Source organism: Aeromonas sp. MaB10011B (genome assembly GCF_017939325.1).
In the GTDB taxonomy this organism is placed as follows: domain Bacteria; phylum Pseudomonadota; class Gammaproteobacteria; order Enterobacterales; family Aeromonadaceae; genus Aeromonas; species Aeromonas caviae.
On record NZ_JAGKRK010000075.1, the window covers coordinates 159,431 to 176,679 of the forward strand.

Here is a 17,249-nt window from a genome sequence, read left to right on the forward strand (position 1 = left end):
GCGAGCCAAGGGGGAGGGGTGAACGCCTTGTCAGCACTGCCATAAGCGGTATCGTCTCATGGGGGTGTGCAGTGCTGGTGGGGCAGGAGAGTTGGCGTCCACCCATGAGAGCGGGCATGAAAAAGGGCACCAGAGGTGCCCTTGATGACATCGGCGTGGATTACTCGTCGATGGAGCGCAGCAGGGCGTTGATGCCGACCTTGGCGCGGGTCTTGGCATCCACCTTCTTGACGATGACGGCGGCGTAGAGGCTGTACTTGCCGCACTTGGAGGGCAGGGAGCCGGAAACGACCACGGAGCCGGCCGGGACTCGGCCGTAGTGGATTTCGCCGGTTTCGCGGTCATAGATGCGGGTGGACTGGCCGATGAAGACCCCCATGGAGATGACGGAGCCTTCCTCGACGATCACCCCTTCCACCACTTCGGAACGGGCACCGATGAAGCAGTTGTCTTCGATGATGGTCGGGTTGGCCTGCAGTGGCTCCAGTACGCCGCCGATGCCGACGCCGCCGGAGAGGTGCACGTTCTTGCCGATCTGGGCGCAGGAGCCCACGGTGGCCCAGGTGTCGACCATGGTGCCTTCATCGACGAAGGCGCCGATGTTGACGTAGGAGGGCATCAGCACGGTGTTCGGGGCGATGAAGGAGCCTTTGCGCGCGGTCGCGGGCGGCACGACGCGTACACCGGCAGCCTTGAACTGCTCTTCGGTGTAGTTGGAGAACTTCAGGGGAACCTTGTCGTAGTACTGGGCATCGTCGCCCTTGATGATGCCGTTGTCGTTGATGCGGAAGGAGAGCAGCACGGCCTTCTTCAGCCACTGGTGGACGACCCACTCGCCGGCAATCTTCTCGGCAACCCGTGCTTTGCCGGAGTCCAGCAGGTCGATGGCTTCCAGAATGGCGGCCTTGGTGGCGGCATCGACGGAGCCGGGGGTGATGGAGTCACGGCGCTCGAAGGCCGCTTCGATGGTCTGTTGCAACTGGGTCATGACAGGTTTCCTTTATAAAATTCTGTTTGTTGTATCACACTTTTCCAATCGTTTTTAAGGGCTCTCGCCGATTTCTTCAGAATCAGGGCGATTTATTGTACTTGAGTGGTCCAACCATTTGTTCTGATTGAGGAATCAATACGTCAAAAAGCCTCTTTCGAGGCTTCATCCGAGCGTGTCAGGCACTCTCGCCAACCGGTTCCTGGGGGTTGAGCTGATTGACCAGCCTCTCCTCGAGGGCCTGTTGCTCCTCCGGGTTCAGCGGCTCTCCGGTCAGGGTGGTGAGGCTGAAGAAGTCCTCCACCCGCTCACCGATGGTGGTGATCTTGGCGGCATGGAGGGAGAGGCCGCACTGCTGGAACACGGCACCGATACGGGCCAATAGGCCCGGAGTGTCTAGGGCCGTCAGCTCCAGCAGGGTGTGGCGGTTTTCCCCCTTGTGGGGCAGGAAGACCACCCTGGTCGGCACGCTGAACTGGCGGTGGCGTCTAGACAGGGGCTTGCTGCGCAGGACCAGCTTGCCCGGCTCCTGAAGGGCTTTCTCCAGCGCCTTCTTGATGGTGGCGGTACGGTTGGGGCTGATGGGCTCGCCGTTCGGTTCCAGCACGATGAAGGTGTCGAGCACATAGTCGTTGCGCGAATTCATGATCTGGGCGTCGTGGATGCTGAGGTTCTTCTGATCCAGTGCCGAAGCCACGGTGGCAAAGAGGTTGGGGGTATCGCGGCAATAGATGAACACCTCGCTACCGCCCCGTATGGGATGCTTGCCGATGAGCACCAGGGGGGCCGGGTTGTCACCGTGGGCGATGATCTTGCGGCAGTGCCAGGCGATCTGCTCCGGGCTGTGGCGCAGGAAGTAATCGGCCTTGAAGTCGTTCCAGAGGGCGGTGACCGCCTCCTGTGGCACCTCGCGCTGGGTCAGGATCTGCCTGGCCTGGCGCTGGTTTTCACGGATCTTGAGGCGCATGTCCGGCGGGTTTTCCAACCCCTGGCGCAGGGCCTTTTGGGTGGCGAAGTAGAGTTCGCGCAGCAGGGTGCCCTTCCAGTCGTTCCACAGACTGTCGTTGGTGGCACAGATGTCGGCCACGGTCAGGCAATAGAGCAGGTCGAGGTGCAATTCATCCCGCACCTTCTGGGCGAAGTCGGTGACCACGTCCGGGTCGTAGATGTCGCGGCGCTGGGCGGTGACCGACATCAGCAGATGGTGGCGCACCAGCCAGGCGACCAGTCGGCTCTCGTAGCGATCCAGCCCGTGCAACTGGCAAAATTCCAGCGCATCCACGGCCCCGAGTTCGGAATGATCGCCACGCCTGCCCTTGGCGATGTCGTGGAAGAGGGCGGCGATGCTGAGCAGCTCGGGCTTGCGCAACTGGGTGAACACCTCGTGGCAGAGCGGGTGAGTCTGGCGGCTGGCTGGATTCGGGAAGCGATGGATGTTCTGCAGCAGCCGATGGGTGTGCTCGTCCACCGTGTAGGCGTGGAACATGTCGAACTGCATCTGGCCGACGATGAGGTTCCACTGGGGCAGGTAGGCCGCGAGGATCCCGTACTTGTGCATCAGGGTGAGCGGCTGGCCGATGCCGTTGGGGTGGCGCAGGAGCGCCATGAAGAGACGGCGGCACTCGGGTAGATCTTGCAGCCAGCAGTTGAGGGTGCGTCTGGCCTCGCGCAACTGGCGCAAGGTGGCGGAGTGGATGCCGGCGATCTCCGGGTGCTGGGCTATCTGGTAGAAGAGTCGCAGGATGGCGGCAGGATCCCGGCCGAACAGCTCGGAGTCCACCGCATCGATGAGGTGGCCGCGCAGCTGGAATTCGTCGCTGATGCGGCGCACGTCCATGGCGGTGTTGCCGAGAATGGCCTCGTCAAACAGTTGCAGCAGCATCTCGTTGAGCTCGGCCACCCGCCGCACCGTCTGGTAGAAGCGCTTCATCATCTGCTCGACCGGGCCGTTTCCTTCCCCCTCGAACCCCAGCATCTGGGCCACGGTACGCTGGCGGTCGAACAAGAGGCGGTTATCCCCCTTGTTGATGGCCATGTGCAGGGCGAAGCGCACCTTCCACAGGAAGTTCTGGCAGTCGAGCAATTCCCGGTACTCGGCCCGGTTGAGAAAACCGTGGCTGGTCATCTCGAACAGGGTGGTGGCGCCGAAGTGGCGGCGGGCGACCCAGGCCAGGGTCTGGATGTCGCGAAGCCCCCCGGGATTGTTCTTGAGATCCGGCTCCAGCTTGTAGGCGGTGCCGAGAAACTGCTGGTGGCGCAGGGCCTGCTCTTCGCGTTTGGCACGAAAGAAGGCTTCGCTCGGCCAGAAGTGCTGGGGCTGGGTGGCCGCCTGCAACTGCTCGAATCCCGCCAGGCGACCCGTGATGTAACGGGCCTCGATGAGGTTGGTGGCAACCGTGATGTCGTTGCGGCCCTGCTCGATGCACTCGGCCACGTTGCGCACCGACTGCCCTACTTCCAGCTTGAGATCCCACAAGAGGGTGATGAACTCGCCGATGCGAAGCCCCAGCACCTCGTCCAGTTCATCTCCTTCGTAGAGGATCAGCAGGTCGATATCGGAGTGGGGATGGAGTTCGCCGCGGCCATAGCCGCCTACCGCGATCAGGGTGAGCTCGGTCCTGTCGAAGCCGAACTTGTGCCAGAGCCTGGTCAGCAGCGCGTCCATGTATTCGGAGCGGGTGGCCACTAGTTCGATGATGTTGTCACCGGCGTCGAAGCGCTCGTGCAGCCAGGCGAGAAAGCGGCTCAGGTACTCCTTGCAGTTGTCACGGGTGAGCTGATCGTCTGGGAGCAGATGGGGAGAAAGCAGGCTGGCATCCATGGCATGTCACACTCTCGGTCGGGCCGGGTAAAGAGCAACCCCGGCGCGCGGCCGGGGTTGAATGTCAAACGTGGCGGATAAAACGCTCGATAGTGTCGTCGGGGCGCAGGGTCAGGACCTCGCAGCCATCCTCGGTCACCAGCAGGGTGTGCTCCCACTGGGCGGAGTCGCCGCCGTCCTTGGTGGTGACGGTCCAGCCATCCTTCGGATTGACCTTGCAGTGGTACTTCTTGCTGTTGACCATGGGCTCGATGGTGAAGCACATGCCTGCTTTCAGCTCCAGCTTGCCGCCGTTGCGGTAGTGGAGGATCTGCGGCTCTTCGTGGAACTCGGCACCGATGCCATGGCCGCAGTAGTCGCGTACCACGGAGAAGCCGGCCTGCTCGACGATGGGCTGGATGACGGCGCCGATCTCGGTGATGCACATGCCCGGGCGCACCCGCTTGATGGCTGCATAGAGGCTATCCTGGGCCACCTTGCAGAGCTGGCGGCGCAGGGGGGTGGTCTGGCCCACGATGAACATGGCGGAGGTATCGCCGTGATAGCCATCCTTGATGACGGTGATATCCAGATTGATGATGTCCCCTTCCCGCAGCTTTTTGTGGTTCGGGATGCCATGGCAGATGACATCGTTCACTGAGGTGCAGATGGACTTGGGGAAGCCGTGGTAATTGAGCGGCGCGGGGATGGCCTGCTGCACGTCGACGATGTAGTCGTGGCAGAGGGTATTCAGTTCGTCTGTGGTGACGCCCGCCTTGACGTGGGGGGCGATCATGACCAGCACGTCGGCGGCCAGCTGGCCGGCGACACGCATTTTTTCAATCTCTTCCGGTGTCTTGATTTTAATGGACATGGGATCTCTCTTGGGGCCTGATTGCGCATCCTGCCGATGCCCAACAACCAGGTAATGAAAAATAGATGCGTTTGCAATCAGGGCGAAATTTTATCCCCAACCCCCGTTTACTTCCAGTGTGATCGTCATCGCAACGTCATCAGGCGGTCGCACCATGATCCGGGATTCATTTTTAGCACCCGGGCTGGTGGTGTCATGACCAAAGTTATGGTATAAAGCGCGCCGGAATGGGGAACTCGTGTCCTCATGCCATCACCCTTACTCAACAACACACACACATCGACACATATGCCGGGGTGCCTTAACGGGTCGGTTATATGGGATGTGTGGAGGCCTAACCCCAATACAGAGGTATAAAATGGCTAAAGTTTCTATGCGCGACATGCTGCAAGCCGGCGTTCACTTCGGTCACCAGACTCGTTACTGGAACCCGAAAATGAAGTCCTACATCTTCGGCGCCCGCAGCAAAGTTCACATCATCAACCTGGAAAAAACCGTTCCGATGTTTGACGATGCCATGAACTTCATCAGCTCCGTAGCTGCCAAGAAAGGCAAGGTACTGTTCGTAGGTACCAAGCGTGCCGCGTCTGAAGCCGTCAAAGAAGCCGCTGAGCGTTGCGACCAGTTCTATGTTAACCACCGCTGGCTGGGCGGCATGCTGACCAACTGGAAAACCGTTCGTCAGTCCATCAAGCGCCTGAAAGATCTGGAAACCCAGAGCGAAGACGGTACCTTCGACAAGCTGACCAAGAAAGAGGCGCTGATGCGTACTCGCGAAATGGAAAAGCTGGAGAAGAGCCTGGGTGGTATCAAGAACATGGGCGGCCTGCCTGACGTTCTGTTCGTTGTCGATGCCGACCACGAGCACATCGCTATCAAAGAAGCCAACAACCTGGGTATCCCGGTAGTTTCCATCGTTGATACCAACTCCAACCCGGACGGCGTTGACTATGTCATCCCGGGTAACGACGACGCTATCCGTGCCGTACAGCTGTACCTGAACGCTGCTGCTGACACCGTTCTGGAAGCCCGCGAGCAGGACATCGTTGTTCAAGCCGAACAAGATGGCTTCGTTGAAGCTGAGTAATTGATAAGGACTGAAAAGCCCTTATTAACCAAGCTGATGTAATTGGTTAGCAGGGGCCCTTGTGGCCCCTGTTTCTTGTCAATTCAAGACCGAGGATACTGGACATGGCAAACATTTCTGCCGCCCTGGTAAAAGAACTGCGCGAGCGCACCGCCGCTGGCATGATGGATTGCAAAAAAGCGCTGGAAGAAGCCAACGGTGATATCGAGCTGGCTATCGAGAACATGCGTAAATCCGGTCAGGCCAAGGCCGCCAAGAAAGCTGGCCGTATCGCCGCTGAAGGTGTGATCTTCGCCCGTACCGAAGGCAACGTTGCCGTCATGATCGAGCTGAACTGCGAGACTGATTTCGTTTCCAAGGATGCCGGTTTCCTGGCCATGGGTCAGAAGATCGTCGAGATCGCTGCTACCCAGAAAATCGCTGACGTTGACGCGCTGAAAGCCGCCGACTTCGGCAACGGCGAGTCCGTCGAGCTGACCATCACCAACCTGATCGCCAAGATCGGTGAGAACATGAACCTGCGTCGCGTGATGCTGGTTGAAGGTGACAACCTGGGCACCTACGTTCACGGCTCCCGCATCGGTGTTATCACCAAGCTGGTTGGCGGTACCGACGAGCTGGCCAAAGATCTGGCCATGCACGTTGCTGCCAACAGCCCGCAATTCGTCAAACCGGAAGACGTGTCTGCTGAAGTCGTTGCCAAAGAGCGCGAAATCCAGATCGACATCGCCATCAACTCCGGCAAGCCGAAAGAGATCGCCGAGAAGATGGTTGAAGGCCGCATGAAGAAGTTCACCGGTGAGGTTTCCCTGACTGGTCAACCGTTCGTGAAAGATCCTTCCATGACCGTTGCCGAGCTGCTGAAGAAAGAAGGCGCTGACGTTGTTTCCTTCACCCGTTTCGAAGTGGGCGAAGGCATCGAGAAGCAAGAGACCGACTTCGCTGCTGAAGTAGCAGCCCAGATCGCGGCCGCTCAGAAGGCCTAATCGAACCGGTTTTTCCGTTTCCCCAGACCGCGACTTATGTCGCGGTCTTTATATGACCAGGAATCAGTGACATGAGTACCAATCCCAAGCCTGCATACAGACGTGTTCTTCTGAAGTTGAGTGGTGAAGCCCTGCAAGGATCCGAGGGTTTCGGCATTGATCCGGCGGTGCTGGAACGGATGGCCCAAGAGATCAAAGAGCTGGTTGAGCTGGGTGTTCAGGTCGGTCTGGTCATCGGTGGCGGCAACCTGTTCCGTGGTGCCGGCCTTGCCAAGGCAGGCATGAATCGCGTGGTGGGTGACCACATGGGCATGCTGGCGACCGTCATGAACGGCCTGGCCATGCGTGATGCCCTGCATCGTGCTTATGTGAATGCCCGCCTGATGTCGGCCATCTCCCTGCAAGGGGTCTGCGACTCCTACAGCTGGGCCGAAGCCATCAGCCAGCTGCGCGCCGGCAAGGTGGTGATCTTCTCTGCCGGTACCGGCAACCCCTTCTTTACCACCGACTCGGCAGCCTGCCTGCGCGGTATCGAGATCGAAGCCGACGTCGTGCTGAAAGCCACCAAGGTCGATGGCGTGTTCACCGATGACCCGGTCAAGAACCCGGATGCCGTGCTCTATCAGGAACTGAGTTATGATGAAGTTCTTGAAAAAGAACTCAAAGTGATGGATCTTGCTGCTTTTACCCTGGCCCGCGACCACGATCTGCCGATCCGGGTGTTCAACATGAACAAACCGGGCGCGCTGCGCCGCGTGATCATGGGTGAGCCGGAAGGTACCCTGATCCACCAGGCCAGCAAGTAAGGCAAGTGTGAGCCCCAGGCTCGCTTGTCCATTACGCCAGTCAACAAGATAGATACGAGCCGCCTGTCGGCTCGTTCGCCAAAAGGAAAACCACTGTGATCAACGAGATTAAAAACGACGCCAAGGACCGCATGGGCAAGAGTGTCGAGTCGCTCAAGACCCAGATGTCCAAGATCCGTACCGGCCGTGCTCACCCGAGCCTGCTCGACGGCATCCAGGTGGAGTATTACGGTGCTGCCACTCCTCTGAAGCAGTTGGCCAACGTGGTGGCAGAAGATGCCCGTACTCTCTCCATATCCATCTTCGATCGCTCCATGATCCAGGCGGTGGAAAAAGCCATCCTGACCTCCGATCTGGGCCTGAACCCGTCCAGCAACGGCCAGACTCTGCGCGTGCCGCTGCCGCCGCTGACCGAAGAGCGTCGCCGTGATCTGACCAAGATCGTCCGTGCCGAAGCCGAAGGTGCCCGGGTTGCCATTCGCAACATCCGTCGCGATGCCAACGCCGACCTGAAAGCCCTGCTGAAAGAGAAAGAGATCTCCGAAGACGACGACCGTCGCGCCCAGGAAGAGATCCAGAAGCTGACCGATACCTTCATCAAGCTGGTGGATGACGCCCTGGTTGTGAAGGAAAAGGAGCTAATGGAAATCTAAGCCTCCGACAGGTATATTACGAGCGCCGTGTAGTGCCCCTGCACGGCGCTTTTGTCTTTGTGGGAGAAATGAATGTCGCTTTTGGCAGCGCTAGGCGATAGCGCCAGCTCGTCCTTGCCCCGTCACGTCGCCATCATCATGGATGGCAATGGTCGCTGGGCCCAGAACCGCGGCAAGATGCGGGTTTCCGGGCACAAGGCGGGCGTGAAATCCGTGCGTGAGGCCGTGGCCTTTGCCGCCCGTGCCAAGATGGAGGCGCTGACCCTGTTTGCGTTTTCCAGCGAGAACTGGCGCCGTCCGGAAGGGGAAGTCAACGCCCTGATGGAGTTGTTCATGACGGTGCTGGGTCGCGAGGTGAGCAAGTTGCACAGCAACGGCATTCGCCTTCGGGTGATTGGCGACACTGCCCGCTTCAGCGAGCGGCTGCAGGCCAAGATCGCCAAGGCCGAGGCCCTGACCGCCAACAATCAGGGATTGACCCTCAATATCGCCGCCAACTATGGCGGTCAGTGGGACATCGCCCAGGCGGCCCGGACCCTGGCACGCGCCGTGGCGGCGGGTGAACTGGATGCCGAGGCGGTCGACGAGGCGGCATTGGGTCGTCATGTCTGCATGGCTGATCTGCCCCCCGTGGATCTGCTGATCCGCACCGGCGGGGATCATCGCATCAGCAACTTTGTCCTTTGGCAGCTCGCCTATGCCGAACTCTATTTTACCCCGGTCCTGTGGCCCGATTTTGACGAGGCCGAGTTCAGTGGGGCAGTTGCCTCCTTCGTTGCTCGCGAGCGTCGCTTCGGGTGTACGGGTGAACAGATCCGGGAATTGATCGCCGCGCAACAGACCGGCTAAACCCCGCTCCCAAGAGAGAGGTTTCTTTTGCTAAAACAACGAATTATTACCGCATTACTGTTAGTACCCCTGGTGTTGGGGGCGCTGTTTTTTCTGCCGTTGAAATTCTTTGCCCTGCTCGCCGCCCTGGTCTTTCTGCTGGCCAGCCGTGAGTGGAGTGCCTTCGTCACTGCCCAGCCGCAACAGTGGTTGCCGCTGGTGTTCTGTCTGCTGCTGGGGGCCAGCCTGTTCTGGGTGCCCGTGGAGCAACTCTGGATCCCCCAACTGCATCCGCTGGTGATGGGCGTGCTCTGGACCGCCGTCAGCTGGTGGCTGCTGGGGCTGCTGCTGGTGCTGCGCTACCCGCAAAGCGCCAGGCTGTGGCGTGAATCCATCTGGCTCAAGTCCCTGTTCGGTCTGGTGACCCTGGTTCCCTTCTTCTGGTCCCTGGTGGCCATTCGCGGTTACAACTTCTACCACGACCCCATGATGGGGGCCTGGATCCTGCTGTTCGTGATGGGACTGGTCTGGGCGGCAGATTCAGGCGCGTATTTTTTCGGCAAGGCGTTCGGCAAACACAAGCTGGCACCGGCCGTGAGCCCGGGTAAAACCATCGAAGGCATGCTGGGTGGGCTGTTTACCGCCAGCCTGCTGGCCATCGGCGTGACCTGGTTCATGGGCTTCGTGCCTGCCAAGATGGGCACCGTGCTGCTCTGTTCCCTGCTGGCGGTGCTGGCCTCCGTGCTCGGCGATCTGGCCGAGAGCATGTTCAAGCGGGAAGCCGGCATCAAGGATTCCGGCACCCTGTTGCCGGGCCATGGGGGCATTCTCGATCGCATCGACAGCCTGACGGCGGCGCTGCCCGTCTTCCTGCTCAGCTACCTGTTGCTCGGTCCGGAGTTTTGATGTTTCGCGCACTGATGATCCCGGGAGCGTCCCGCTCCATCAGTCTGTTACCCAATCAGGAGTCTTGATGCAAAACCTGGTGATCCTGGGAGCGTCAGGCTCCATCGGTCAGAGCACCCTCAAGGTACTGCGCCACAACCCCGGGCGCTGGCAGGTGCTGGCGCTGACCGCTGCCCGCAGCGTGGATGCCATGCTGCGCGACTGTCTCGAATTCTCCCCCCGGTTCGCCGTCATGATGGACGAAGGCGCCGCCAGCGATCTGGCGGGTCGGCTCAAGGCTCACGGCAGCACCACCCGGGTGTTGTCCGGTCAGGCAGCCCTGTGCGACGTGGCTGCTCACCCCGATGCCCACAGCGTGATGGCGGCCATTGTCGGTGCGGCGGGTCTGGCACCCACCATGGCTGCCGTGCGCGCCGGCAAGCGCATTCTGCTGGCCAACAAGGAGGCGCTGGTGATGTCAGGCGCCTTCTTCATGGAGGCGGTGCGCGAGCACGGCGCCGAGCTGCTACCCATCGACAGCGAACACAACGCCATCTTCCAGTGCCTGCCGGTCGACGTGCAGCGCCAGCCCGGTTTCTGCGATCTGGCCGGGGCGGGGATCAGCAAGATCCTGCTGACCGGCTCCGGTGGACCTTTCCGCTATGCCGATGTGGGTGAACTGCACCATGTCACCCCGGCGCAAGCCATTGCCCATCCCAACTGGTCCATGGGGGCCAAGATCTCGGTGGACTCCGCCACCATGATGAACAAGGGGCTGGAGTACATCGAGGCGCGCTGGCTGTTCAATGCGGCCCCCGAGCAGATCCAGGTGGTGATCCACCCCCAGTCCGTCATTCACTCCATGGTGCAGTACAAGGATGGCTCCGTACTGGCCCAGCTCGGCAACCCGGACATGTGCACCCCCATTGCCCACGCTCTGGCTTATCCGGAACGGATCGAGTCCGGTGTGGAACCTTTGGATTTCTTCAGTGTCGGAGAGTTCAGCTTTATCCGGCCCGACTATGAGCGCTATCCCTGTCTGGCGCTGGCCATGAGCGCGTGCCAGCAGGGGCAGGGGGCGACCACCTCCCTCAATGCCGCCAACGAGGAGGCCGTCGCGGCTTTTCTTGCAGAGCGGATCGGATTTATGGATATTGCCAGAGTCAACGAATCCGTCATGGCCGAGCTGGGCAGCAGTGCCGCCGGCTCTCTGGCGGATCTCATCGCCCTGGACGGTACGGCCCGAGCCCGTGCCCAGCAACTGATAAAGGAGCTTGCCGTATGAACGGACTGTGGTGGCAGCCAGCCCCTCTCCATGCTCTCGAGCGCAGGACTGGACATGACCGCGAGGTACGCGGCTGATGGGCGGGCTTCTGTGGAATATCGGCGCCTTCATCGTGGCCCTCGGGCTGCTGGTGGCGGTGCATGAATTTGGCCACTTCTGGGTGGCTCGTCGTTGCGGCGTCAAGGTGGAGCGCTTCTCCATCGGCTTTGGCAAGGCCATCTGGCGTCGCCTTGGCAAGGATGGCACCGAATACGTGCTGGCCCTGATCCCCCTTGGCGGTTACGTCAAGATGCTGGATGGCCGGGTCGACGAACTCAAGCCGGGGGAGGAGGCGCAGGCCTTCAACCACAAGAGCGTCTGGGCCCGGATGGCCATCGTCGCGGCCGGCCCCATGGCGAACTTCGTGTTCGCCCTGTTCGCCTTCTGGCTGATGTTCATGATAGGGGTGCCGAGCGTCAAACCCGTGGTGGGCGAGGTGCGTCCCGCCTCCATCGTGGCAGAGGCCGGCATCCTGCCCGGCATGGAGATCGTCGGCGTCGGCGGCGAGGAGACCGGTGACTGGGAGAGCGTCACCTACGCCCTCATCAGCCACCTTGGTGATGACTCGGTCCAGCTCAAGCTCAAGGCGGCCAACACCAGCTATGCAGTGGACAAGACCCTGCAGCTGGCAGGCTGGAAGTTTGACCCCGACAAGGAGTCTCCCATCGGGAGCCTCGGGATAGTGCCCCTCGGTGGCAAGGTGCTGCCCGTGGTGGAGGCCGTGGTGCCGTCGAGCGCCAGTGAGAAGGCCGGCCTTCAGATAGGGGATCGCATCAAGGGGGTCGATGGAGAGGCCATCACCGAATGGGCCCAGTTTGTCGAGCGTGTCCAGCAGTCACCGGCGCAGCCGCTGCAGGTGACGGTGGAGCGCGGGGGCAGCGAGATGACCCTGACCCTGACCCCGGACGGGAAGAAAGTGAAGGGCCAGCTGGTCGGTTTTGTGGGCTTGTCGCCGCAACTGGTTCCATTACCGGATGAGTATCGAACTCTGTTACAGTATGGGCCTTTGCAAGCCCTGTGGCATGGGGTCCAGAAGACCTGGAGCCTGATCACCCTGACCTTCGACATGATAGGCAAGCTGATCGGTGGCATCGTCTCTTTGGACAACCTGAGCGGCCCCATCTCCATCGCCAAGGGGGCCGGCAGCAGCGCCGATTACGGGTTGGTCTATTTCCTCGGATTCCTGGCGCTCATCAGCGTCAACCTGGGGATCATCAACCTGTTCCCCCTGCCGGTGCTCGATGGTGGCCATCTGGTCTATTTCCTCATCGAGGCGATCACCGGCAAGCCGGTATCGGAAAAAATTCAGGAAGTTGGGTTCAGGATAGGCGCCGCCATTCTGATGTTACTGATGGGCATTGCGCTGTTTAATGATTTCGCTCGCCTCTGAGGCCAGAGCATCAACAAGGACACATAAGAACAAAATGGCTGTTAAAAAAGCATTGGTGTTGAGTTGCCTGCTGGGGGCCAGCTTCCTGGCTCAGGCTGCCCCGGCCTCTTTTGTGGTGCAAGACATTCAGGTCGAGGGCCTGCAGCGGGTGACCCTGGGTGCCGCCCTGTTGAATCTGCCGGTGCGGGTCGGTGATTCCGTCGACTCCGTATCCCTGGCGAACGCTATCAAGAAGCTCTATGCCTCCGGCAACTTCGAGGACGTCAAGGTCTATCGCGACGGTCAGGTGCTGCAAGTGGTGGTCAAGGAGCGCCCGACCATCTCCAGCATCGAGTTCTCCGGCAACAAGGACATCAAGGAAGAGCAACTGACCCAGAGCCTGGAATCCTCCGGGATCCGCGTGGGTGATCCGCTTGATCGCACCGTGCTGAGCTCCCTCGAGAAAGGGCTGGAAGATTTCTACTACGGTGTCGGCAAGTACTCCGCCAAGGTCAAGGCCATCGTCACCCCGCTGCCGCGCAACCGGGTCGACCTCAAGTTCACCTTCGTGGAAGGGGAAGCGGCCAAGATCCAGCAGATCAACATCGTCGGCAACAACGTCTTCCCGGAAGAGAAGCTGCTGGCCCAGCTCTCCCTCAAGGACGACGTGCCCTGGTGGAACTTCACCGGCGATCAGCGCTACCAGAAGCAGAAGCTGGCCGGTGACATCGAAGTACTGCGCTCCTACTACATGGACCGCGGCTACATCCGCTTCACCCAGGAGTCCACCCAGGTCTCCATGACCCCGGACAAGAAGGGGGTCTATGTCACCCTCAACGTCAAGGAAGGGGAGCAGTACAAGGTTTCCGGCATCCAGCTCAAGGGCGACCTCATCGACCGCGGCGGCGAGATGAAGGGCCTCATCCCCATCGAGGCGGGCAGCGTCTACTCCGCCAGCCAGGTAACCCATACCGAAGAGGTGCTCTCCAAGTTCCTCGGCCGTTACGGCTACGCCTATCCGAAAGTGGTCACCTTCCCCCAGATCAACGACCAGACCAAGGAAGTGGAGCTCATCGTCAACGTGGAGCCGGGTCCCCGGGTCTATGTGCGCAACATCAACTTCAGCGGCAACGTCACCACCAAGGACGAAGTGCTGCGTCGCGAGATGCGCCAGATGGAGGGCACCTGGCTCTCCTCCGACAACGTCGAGCAGTCCAAGACCCGTCTCAACCGCCTCGGCTTCTTCGAGACCGCGGAAGTGGACACCAAGCGGGTGCCGGGCAGCGATGACCAGGTCGATCTGGACTTCAAGGTCAAGGAGCAGCCGGCGGGGTCCATCAACGCCGGTATCGGCTACGGCACCGAGTCGGGTCTGAGCCTGCAGGCAGGTCTGCAGCAGGACAACTTCATGGGGACCGGCAAGAAGATTGGCATCAACGCCAGCACCAACGACTACTCCAAGAGCGTCGACCTGAGCTATAACGACCCCTACTTCACCGTGGACGGGGTGAGCCTGGGCGGCCGTCTCTACTACAACAAGTTCAGTGCGGCCGACGCCAACATCGTGGACTACGAGAACACCACCGTCGGTTTCCGTCTCTCCAGCGGCTTCCCGGTCAACGAGAACAACCGTCTCGACTTCAGCCTGGGCTACGAGAACAACAAGCTCTCCCAGCCCAACCCCTATGTACAGGTGGACGAGTTCTGGAAGGTCTACAACGGCAATCTGGATGGCGACAACCGCATGGTGTTCAACACCGTGGACGTCACCGCCGGCTGGACCCGCTCCACCCTCAACAAGGGTCAGTTCCCGACCTCCGGTGATCGCCAGCGGGTGAACGCCAAGGTGACGGTGCCCGGCATGGATCTGCAGTACTTCAAGCTCAACGCCGAAGATGCTCACTACTTCCCGTTTGATGCCGACCACAAGTGGGTCATGCTGGCCAAGGCCCGCGCCTCCTACGGCGACGGCTACGGCAGCAATGGCGACTACGAGCACGTCCTGCCGTTCTTCGAGAACTACTACGCCGGCGGCTTCGACACCCTGCGTGGCTTCAAGAGCAACACCGTGGGTCCGAAGGCGCTCTACTACTATAACCTGGGCGGCAACGACGTCATCCAGGGCACCGACAGCTCGGTCGGGGGCAACGCCCTGGCGGTGGCCTCGCTGGAAATGATCGTGCCGACGCCCTTTGCCTCCGAGACCTATCAGCCCCAGCTGCGGACCAGCTTCTTCATCGATGCCGGTTCCGTGTGGGATACCCACTTCGACTACAGCCAGTATCAGAACCGTTGCTTCAGTGGTTGCAACTATCTGATGGACTACTCCGATCCGAGCAACATCCGGATGTCGACCGGCCTGTCGCTGCAGTGGCTCTCTCCCATGGGCCCGCTGGTGTTCGTGCTGGCAAGACCAATCAAGAAATACGAAGGGGACGACACCGAAGTCTTCTCCTTCAACATCGGCCGTACCTTCTAAGGGGAGCGGACGCCCCCCCGCCATGGCGGGGGGAAGCATGATGGGTCGCGCGTTTGCGTGCCTCACCAGGTAACAAGACGATCTCGTGGATCGCTTGCACAATCAGGTAAATCAGGTAGCCCTCGACCGAGGGACCAAGGAGTAAGTGTGAATAAAGCGTTGAAAGTAGCTGGTTTGAGCTTTGCACTGATGGCTGCCGGCATGGGTTCTGCCTTCGCTGAGACCAAGATCGCCGTGGTCGACATGGGCGAAGTCTTCCAAAAGCTGCCCCAGCGTGAAGCCGTTGCCAAGAAGCTGAAGGGCGAGTTCGAGCCGCGCATGCGTGAACTGCAGAAGCTGGAGTCCGACGGTCAGGCACTGGTCGAGAAGTTCAAGAAGGACGAAGCCTTCATGAGCGCCGAGCAGAAGAAGCAGAGCCAGGAGAAGCTGGCCAAGCTGCAGATGGAATTCAACCAGAAGCGTCAGGCGTTTGAACAGGACAACGGTCGCCGTCAGTCCGAAGAGCGCAACAAGATCCTGACCAAGGTGCAGGCTGCCATCGACGCCATCGCCAAGAGCAATGGCTACGATCTGGTGCTGGAGCGCAACGCCGCCCCTTATGCAGCCAGCAAGCTGGACATCTCCGGCCAGGTTATTTCTCAGGTTAGCAAGAGCAACTAATTGATGGCATTCACTCTCGCACAGCTGGCCCAGCAACTGGGGGCCGAGGTCCATGGGGATGGGACCCGGGAAATTCGCAAGGTCGCGACACTGGAAAAAGCCGGGGAGGGGGAGATAGCCTTCCTGTCCAACAAGAAATACCGGCATTTTCTGGAGCAGAGCAAGGCCACTGCCGTGCTCATTACCGAGGCAGACCTGCCGTTTTGCCCCACCAACGCCCTGGTGCTCAAGGACCCCTACGTGGGCTTTGCACGGGTTGCCCAACTGCTGGACACCACCCCGCAGCCGGCCATGGATATCCATCCGAGCGCCGTCATCGCGGCGGACGTGCAACTGGGCGAGAGAGTGGCCATCGGGGCCAATGCGGTGATCGAATCCGGCGTCGTGCTGGGTGACGATGTGCGTATCGGCCCGGGCTGTTTCGTTGGCAAGGATACCCGACTGGGAGCGCGCTCCCGGTTGTGGGCCAACGTCACCCTCTATCATAACGTGACCCTGGGCACGGACTGTCTGGTACAGGCCGGCACCGTGATCGGGGCAGATGGTTTCGGTTATGCCAACGAGCGCGGCGAGTGGATCAAGATCCCCCAGCTCGGCGGCGTGACCATCGGCAACCGGGTCGAGATCGGTGCCTGCACCACCATCGACCGCGGTGCGCTGGAAGATACCCGCATCGCTGACAACGTCATCATCGACAACCAGTGCCAGATCGCCCACAACGTCGAGATCGGCTACGGCACTGCCGTGGCGGGCTCCACCGTGATGGCCGGTAGTCTCAAGGTCGGCAAATACTGTATCATTGGTGGTGCCTCCGTCTTTAACGGGCACATGGAGATCTGCGACCAGGCCACCGTCACCGGCATGGCCATGGTGATGCGTCCCATCACCGAGCCCGGTATCTACTCTTCCGGCATCCCCCTGCAAACCAATAAAGAGTGGCGCAAGACCGCCGCCCGGGTGATGCGTATCGAAGAGATGCACAAGCGGTTGAGCAAGCTTGAGAAAAAGCTGGATCAAGAATAATCACGATTGGTATAGGGTACTGTTTTGACTACTGAAAAGAAGAGCCTGGGCATCCAGGAAATCATGGATCTGCTGCCCCACCGTTATCCGTTCCTGATGGTGGACAAGGTGGAAAACTACGAGATCAGCGATGAGCGCAAGACCCTGCGCGCCATCAAGAACGTTTCGTTCAACGAGCCGATCTTCCAGGGCCACTTCCCGGCCAAGCCGGTCTTCCCCGGCGTGCTGATCCTGGAAGCCATGGCCCAGGCCACCGGTATCCTGGCCTTCACCATGGTGGGCAAGCCGTCACCCAACGAGCTCTACTACTTTGCCTCCATCGACAATGCCCGCTTCAAGCGCCCGGTGGGCCCCGGCGATCAGCTGGTGTTGGATGTGGAGTTCCTGAAGGAGCGTCGCGGCATCGCCAAGTTCACCGGTGTCGCCACCGTCGACGGTGAAGTGGTCTGTACTGCCGAACTGATGTGCGCCAAGCGCGAGGTATAAC

The 17,249-nt window shown here is 60.4% G+C and carries 15 protein-coding genes; 12 read left to right on the forward strand and 3 right to left on the reverse strand.

Features of this window, described 5'->3' with window-relative positions; genetic code table 11:
• Positions 1-160 precede the first annotated feature (160 nt).
• The 3 genes from dapD to map form a co-directional block, all read right to left on the reverse strand.
• Entirely contained in the window at positions 161-988 is an 828-nt protein-coding gene (gene dapD, locus J9893_RS16855) for a 2,3,4,5-tetrahydropyridine-2,6-dicarboxylate N-succinyltransferase (RefSeq protein WP_010673400.1), read from the reverse strand.
• Between the two features lie 178 nt (positions 989-1,166).
• Positions 1,167-3,809 (reverse strand): bifunctional uridylyltransferase/uridylyl-removing protein GlnD, encoded by a 2,643-nt coding sequence (gene glnD, locus J9893_RS16860; protein ID WP_210601681.1) that lies wholly within the window; start codon positions 3,807-3,809, stop codon positions 1,167-1,169.
• 64 nt (positions 3,810-3,873) lie between these two features.
• Positions 3,874-4,662 (reverse strand): type I methionyl aminopeptidase, encoded by a 789-nt coding sequence (gene map / locus J9893_RS16865; RefSeq protein ID WP_010673402.1) that lies wholly within the window; start codon positions 4,660-4,662, stop codon positions 3,874-3,876.
• Positions 4,663-5,020: 358 nt separating this feature from the next.
• Here map and rpsB point away from each other — a divergent pair, with 358 nt between their 5' ends.
• From rpsB to fabZ, 12 genes are all read left to right on the forward strand, one after another.
• Complete coding sequence (gene rpsB / locus J9893_RS16870) at positions 5,021-5,749, forward strand: 30S ribosomal protein S2 (protein ID WP_010673403.1); 729 nt, start codon at positions 5,021-5,023, stop codon at positions 5,747-5,749.
• A 104-nt stretch (positions 5,750-5,853) separates the two neighbouring features.
• The gene (gene tsf / locus J9893_RS16875; RefSeq protein ID WP_010673404.1) at positions 5,854-6,735 is read left to right on the forward strand and encodes a translation elongation factor Ts; all 882 of its coding nucleotides are present in this window, start codon (positions 5,854-5,856) and stop codon (positions 6,733-6,735) included.
• Between the two features lie 71 nt (positions 6,736-6,806).
• Positions 6,807-7,541 (forward strand): UMP kinase, encoded by a 735-nt coding sequence (gene pyrH / locus J9893_RS16880; RefSeq protein ID WP_010673405.1) that lies wholly within the window; start codon positions 6,807-6,809, stop codon positions 7,539-7,541.
• Positions 7,542-7,636: 95 nt separating this feature from the next.
• Positions 7,637-8,194: a ribosome recycling factor gene (gene frr / locus J9893_RS16885; protein WP_010673406.1), complete on the forward strand. Its 558-nt coding sequence runs from the start codon at positions 7,637-7,639 to the stop codon at positions 8,192-8,194.
• A 72-nt stretch (positions 8,195-8,266) separates the two neighbouring features.
• The gene (gene uppS / locus J9893_RS16890; protein ID WP_039039427.1) at positions 8,267-9,043 is read left to right on the forward strand and encodes a polyprenyl diphosphate synthase; all 777 of its coding nucleotides are present in this window, start codon (positions 8,267-8,269) and stop codon (positions 9,041-9,043) included.
• Positions 9,044-9,070: 27 nt separating this feature from the next.
• A complete protein-coding gene (locus J9893_RS16895) occupies positions 9,071-9,928 on the forward strand; it encodes a phosphatidate cytidylyltransferase (protein ID WP_039039428.1) in 858 nt (285 codons plus the stop codon).
• 67 nt (positions 9,929-9,995) lie between these two features.
• Positions 9,996-11,192: a 1-deoxy-D-xylulose-5-phosphate reductoisomerase gene (gene ispC, locus J9893_RS16900; protein WP_182957482.1), complete on the forward strand. Its 1,197-nt coding sequence runs from the start codon at positions 9,996-9,998 to the stop codon at positions 11,190-11,192.
• A 76-nt stretch (positions 11,193-11,268) separates the two neighbouring features.
• Positions 11,269-12,621 carry a sigma E protease regulator RseP gene (rseP, locus tag J9893_RS16905; protein WP_039039430.1) on the forward strand — a complete coding sequence of 451 codons (1,353 nt, stop codon included), beginning with the start codon at positions 11,269-11,271 and terminating at the stop codon, positions 12,619-12,621.
• Positions 12,622-12,655: 34 nt separating this feature from the next.
• On the forward strand, positions 12,656-15,079 hold the full coding sequence (gene bamA / locus J9893_RS16910) for an outer membrane protein assembly factor BamA (RefSeq protein WP_041211294.1): 2,424 nt from the start codon (positions 12,656-12,658) through the stop codon (positions 15,077-15,079).
• A gap of 147 nt (positions 15,080-15,226) precedes the next feature.
• The gene (locus J9893_RS16915; protein ID WP_029313943.1) at positions 15,227-15,739 is read left to right on the forward strand and encodes an OmpH family outer membrane protein; all 513 of its coding nucleotides are present in this window, start codon (positions 15,227-15,229) and stop codon (positions 15,737-15,739) included.
• 3 nt (positions 15,740-15,742) lie between these two features.
• Positions 15,743-16,762, forward strand: coding sequence for a UDP-3-O-(3-hydroxymyristoyl)glucosamine N-acyltransferase (gene lpxD, locus J9893_RS16920; protein WP_039039449.1), 1,020 nt, complete (start codon positions 15,743-15,745; stop codon positions 16,760-16,762).
• 24 nt (positions 16,763-16,786) lie between these two features.
• Positions 16,787-17,248 carry a 3-hydroxyacyl-ACP dehydratase FabZ gene (fabZ, locus tag J9893_RS16925; RefSeq protein ID WP_010673414.1) on the forward strand — a complete coding sequence of 154 codons (462 nt, stop codon included), beginning with the start codon at positions 16,787-16,789 and terminating at the stop codon, positions 17,246-17,248.
• Position 17,249: the final 1 nt, after the last annotated feature.

What these genes read in the sequence shown, in the direction of transcription:
- dapD (WP_010673400.1), bottom strand. Translation starts at nt 988, where the DNA reads ATGACCCAGTTGCAACAGACCATCGAAGCGGCCTTCGAGCGCCGTGAC.
- glnD (WP_210601681.1), bottom strand. Translation starts at nt 3,809, where the DNA reads ATGGATGCCAGCCTGCTTTCTCCCCATCTGCTCCCAGACGATCAGCTC.
- map (WP_010673402.1), bottom strand. Translation starts at nt 4,662, where the DNA reads ATGTCCATTAAAATCAAGACACCGGAAGAGATTGAAAAAATGCGTGTC.
- rpsB (WP_010673403.1), top strand. Translation starts at nt 5,021, where the DNA reads ATGGCTAAAGTTTCTATGCGCGACATGCTGCAAGCCGGCGTTCACTTC.
- tsf (WP_010673404.1), top strand. Translation starts at nt 5,854, where the DNA reads ATGGCAAACATTTCTGCCGCCCTGGTAAAAGAACTGCGCGAGCGCACC.
- pyrH (WP_010673405.1), top strand. Translation starts at nt 6,807, where the DNA reads ATGAGTACCAATCCCAAGCCTGCATACAGACGTGTTCTTCTGAAGTTG.
- uppS (WP_039039427.1), top strand. Translation starts at nt 8,267, where the DNA reads ATGTCGCTTTTGGCAGCGCTAGGCGATAGCGCCAGCTCGTCCTTGCCC.
- ispC (WP_182957482.1), top strand. Translation starts at nt 9,996, where the DNA reads ATGCAAAACCTGGTGATCCTGGGAGCGTCAGGCTCCATCGGTCAGAGC.
- rseP (WP_039039430.1), top strand. Translation starts at nt 11,269, where the DNA reads ATGGGCGGGCTTCTGTGGAATATCGGCGCCTTCATCGTGGCCCTCGGG.
- bamA (WP_041211294.1), top strand. Translation starts at nt 12,656, where the DNA reads ATGGCTGTTAAAAAAGCATTGGTGTTGAGTTGCCTGCTGGGGGCCAGC.
- lpxD (WP_039039449.1), top strand. Translation starts at nt 15,743, where the DNA reads ATGGCATTCACTCTCGCACAGCTGGCCCAGCAACTGGGGGCCGAGGTC.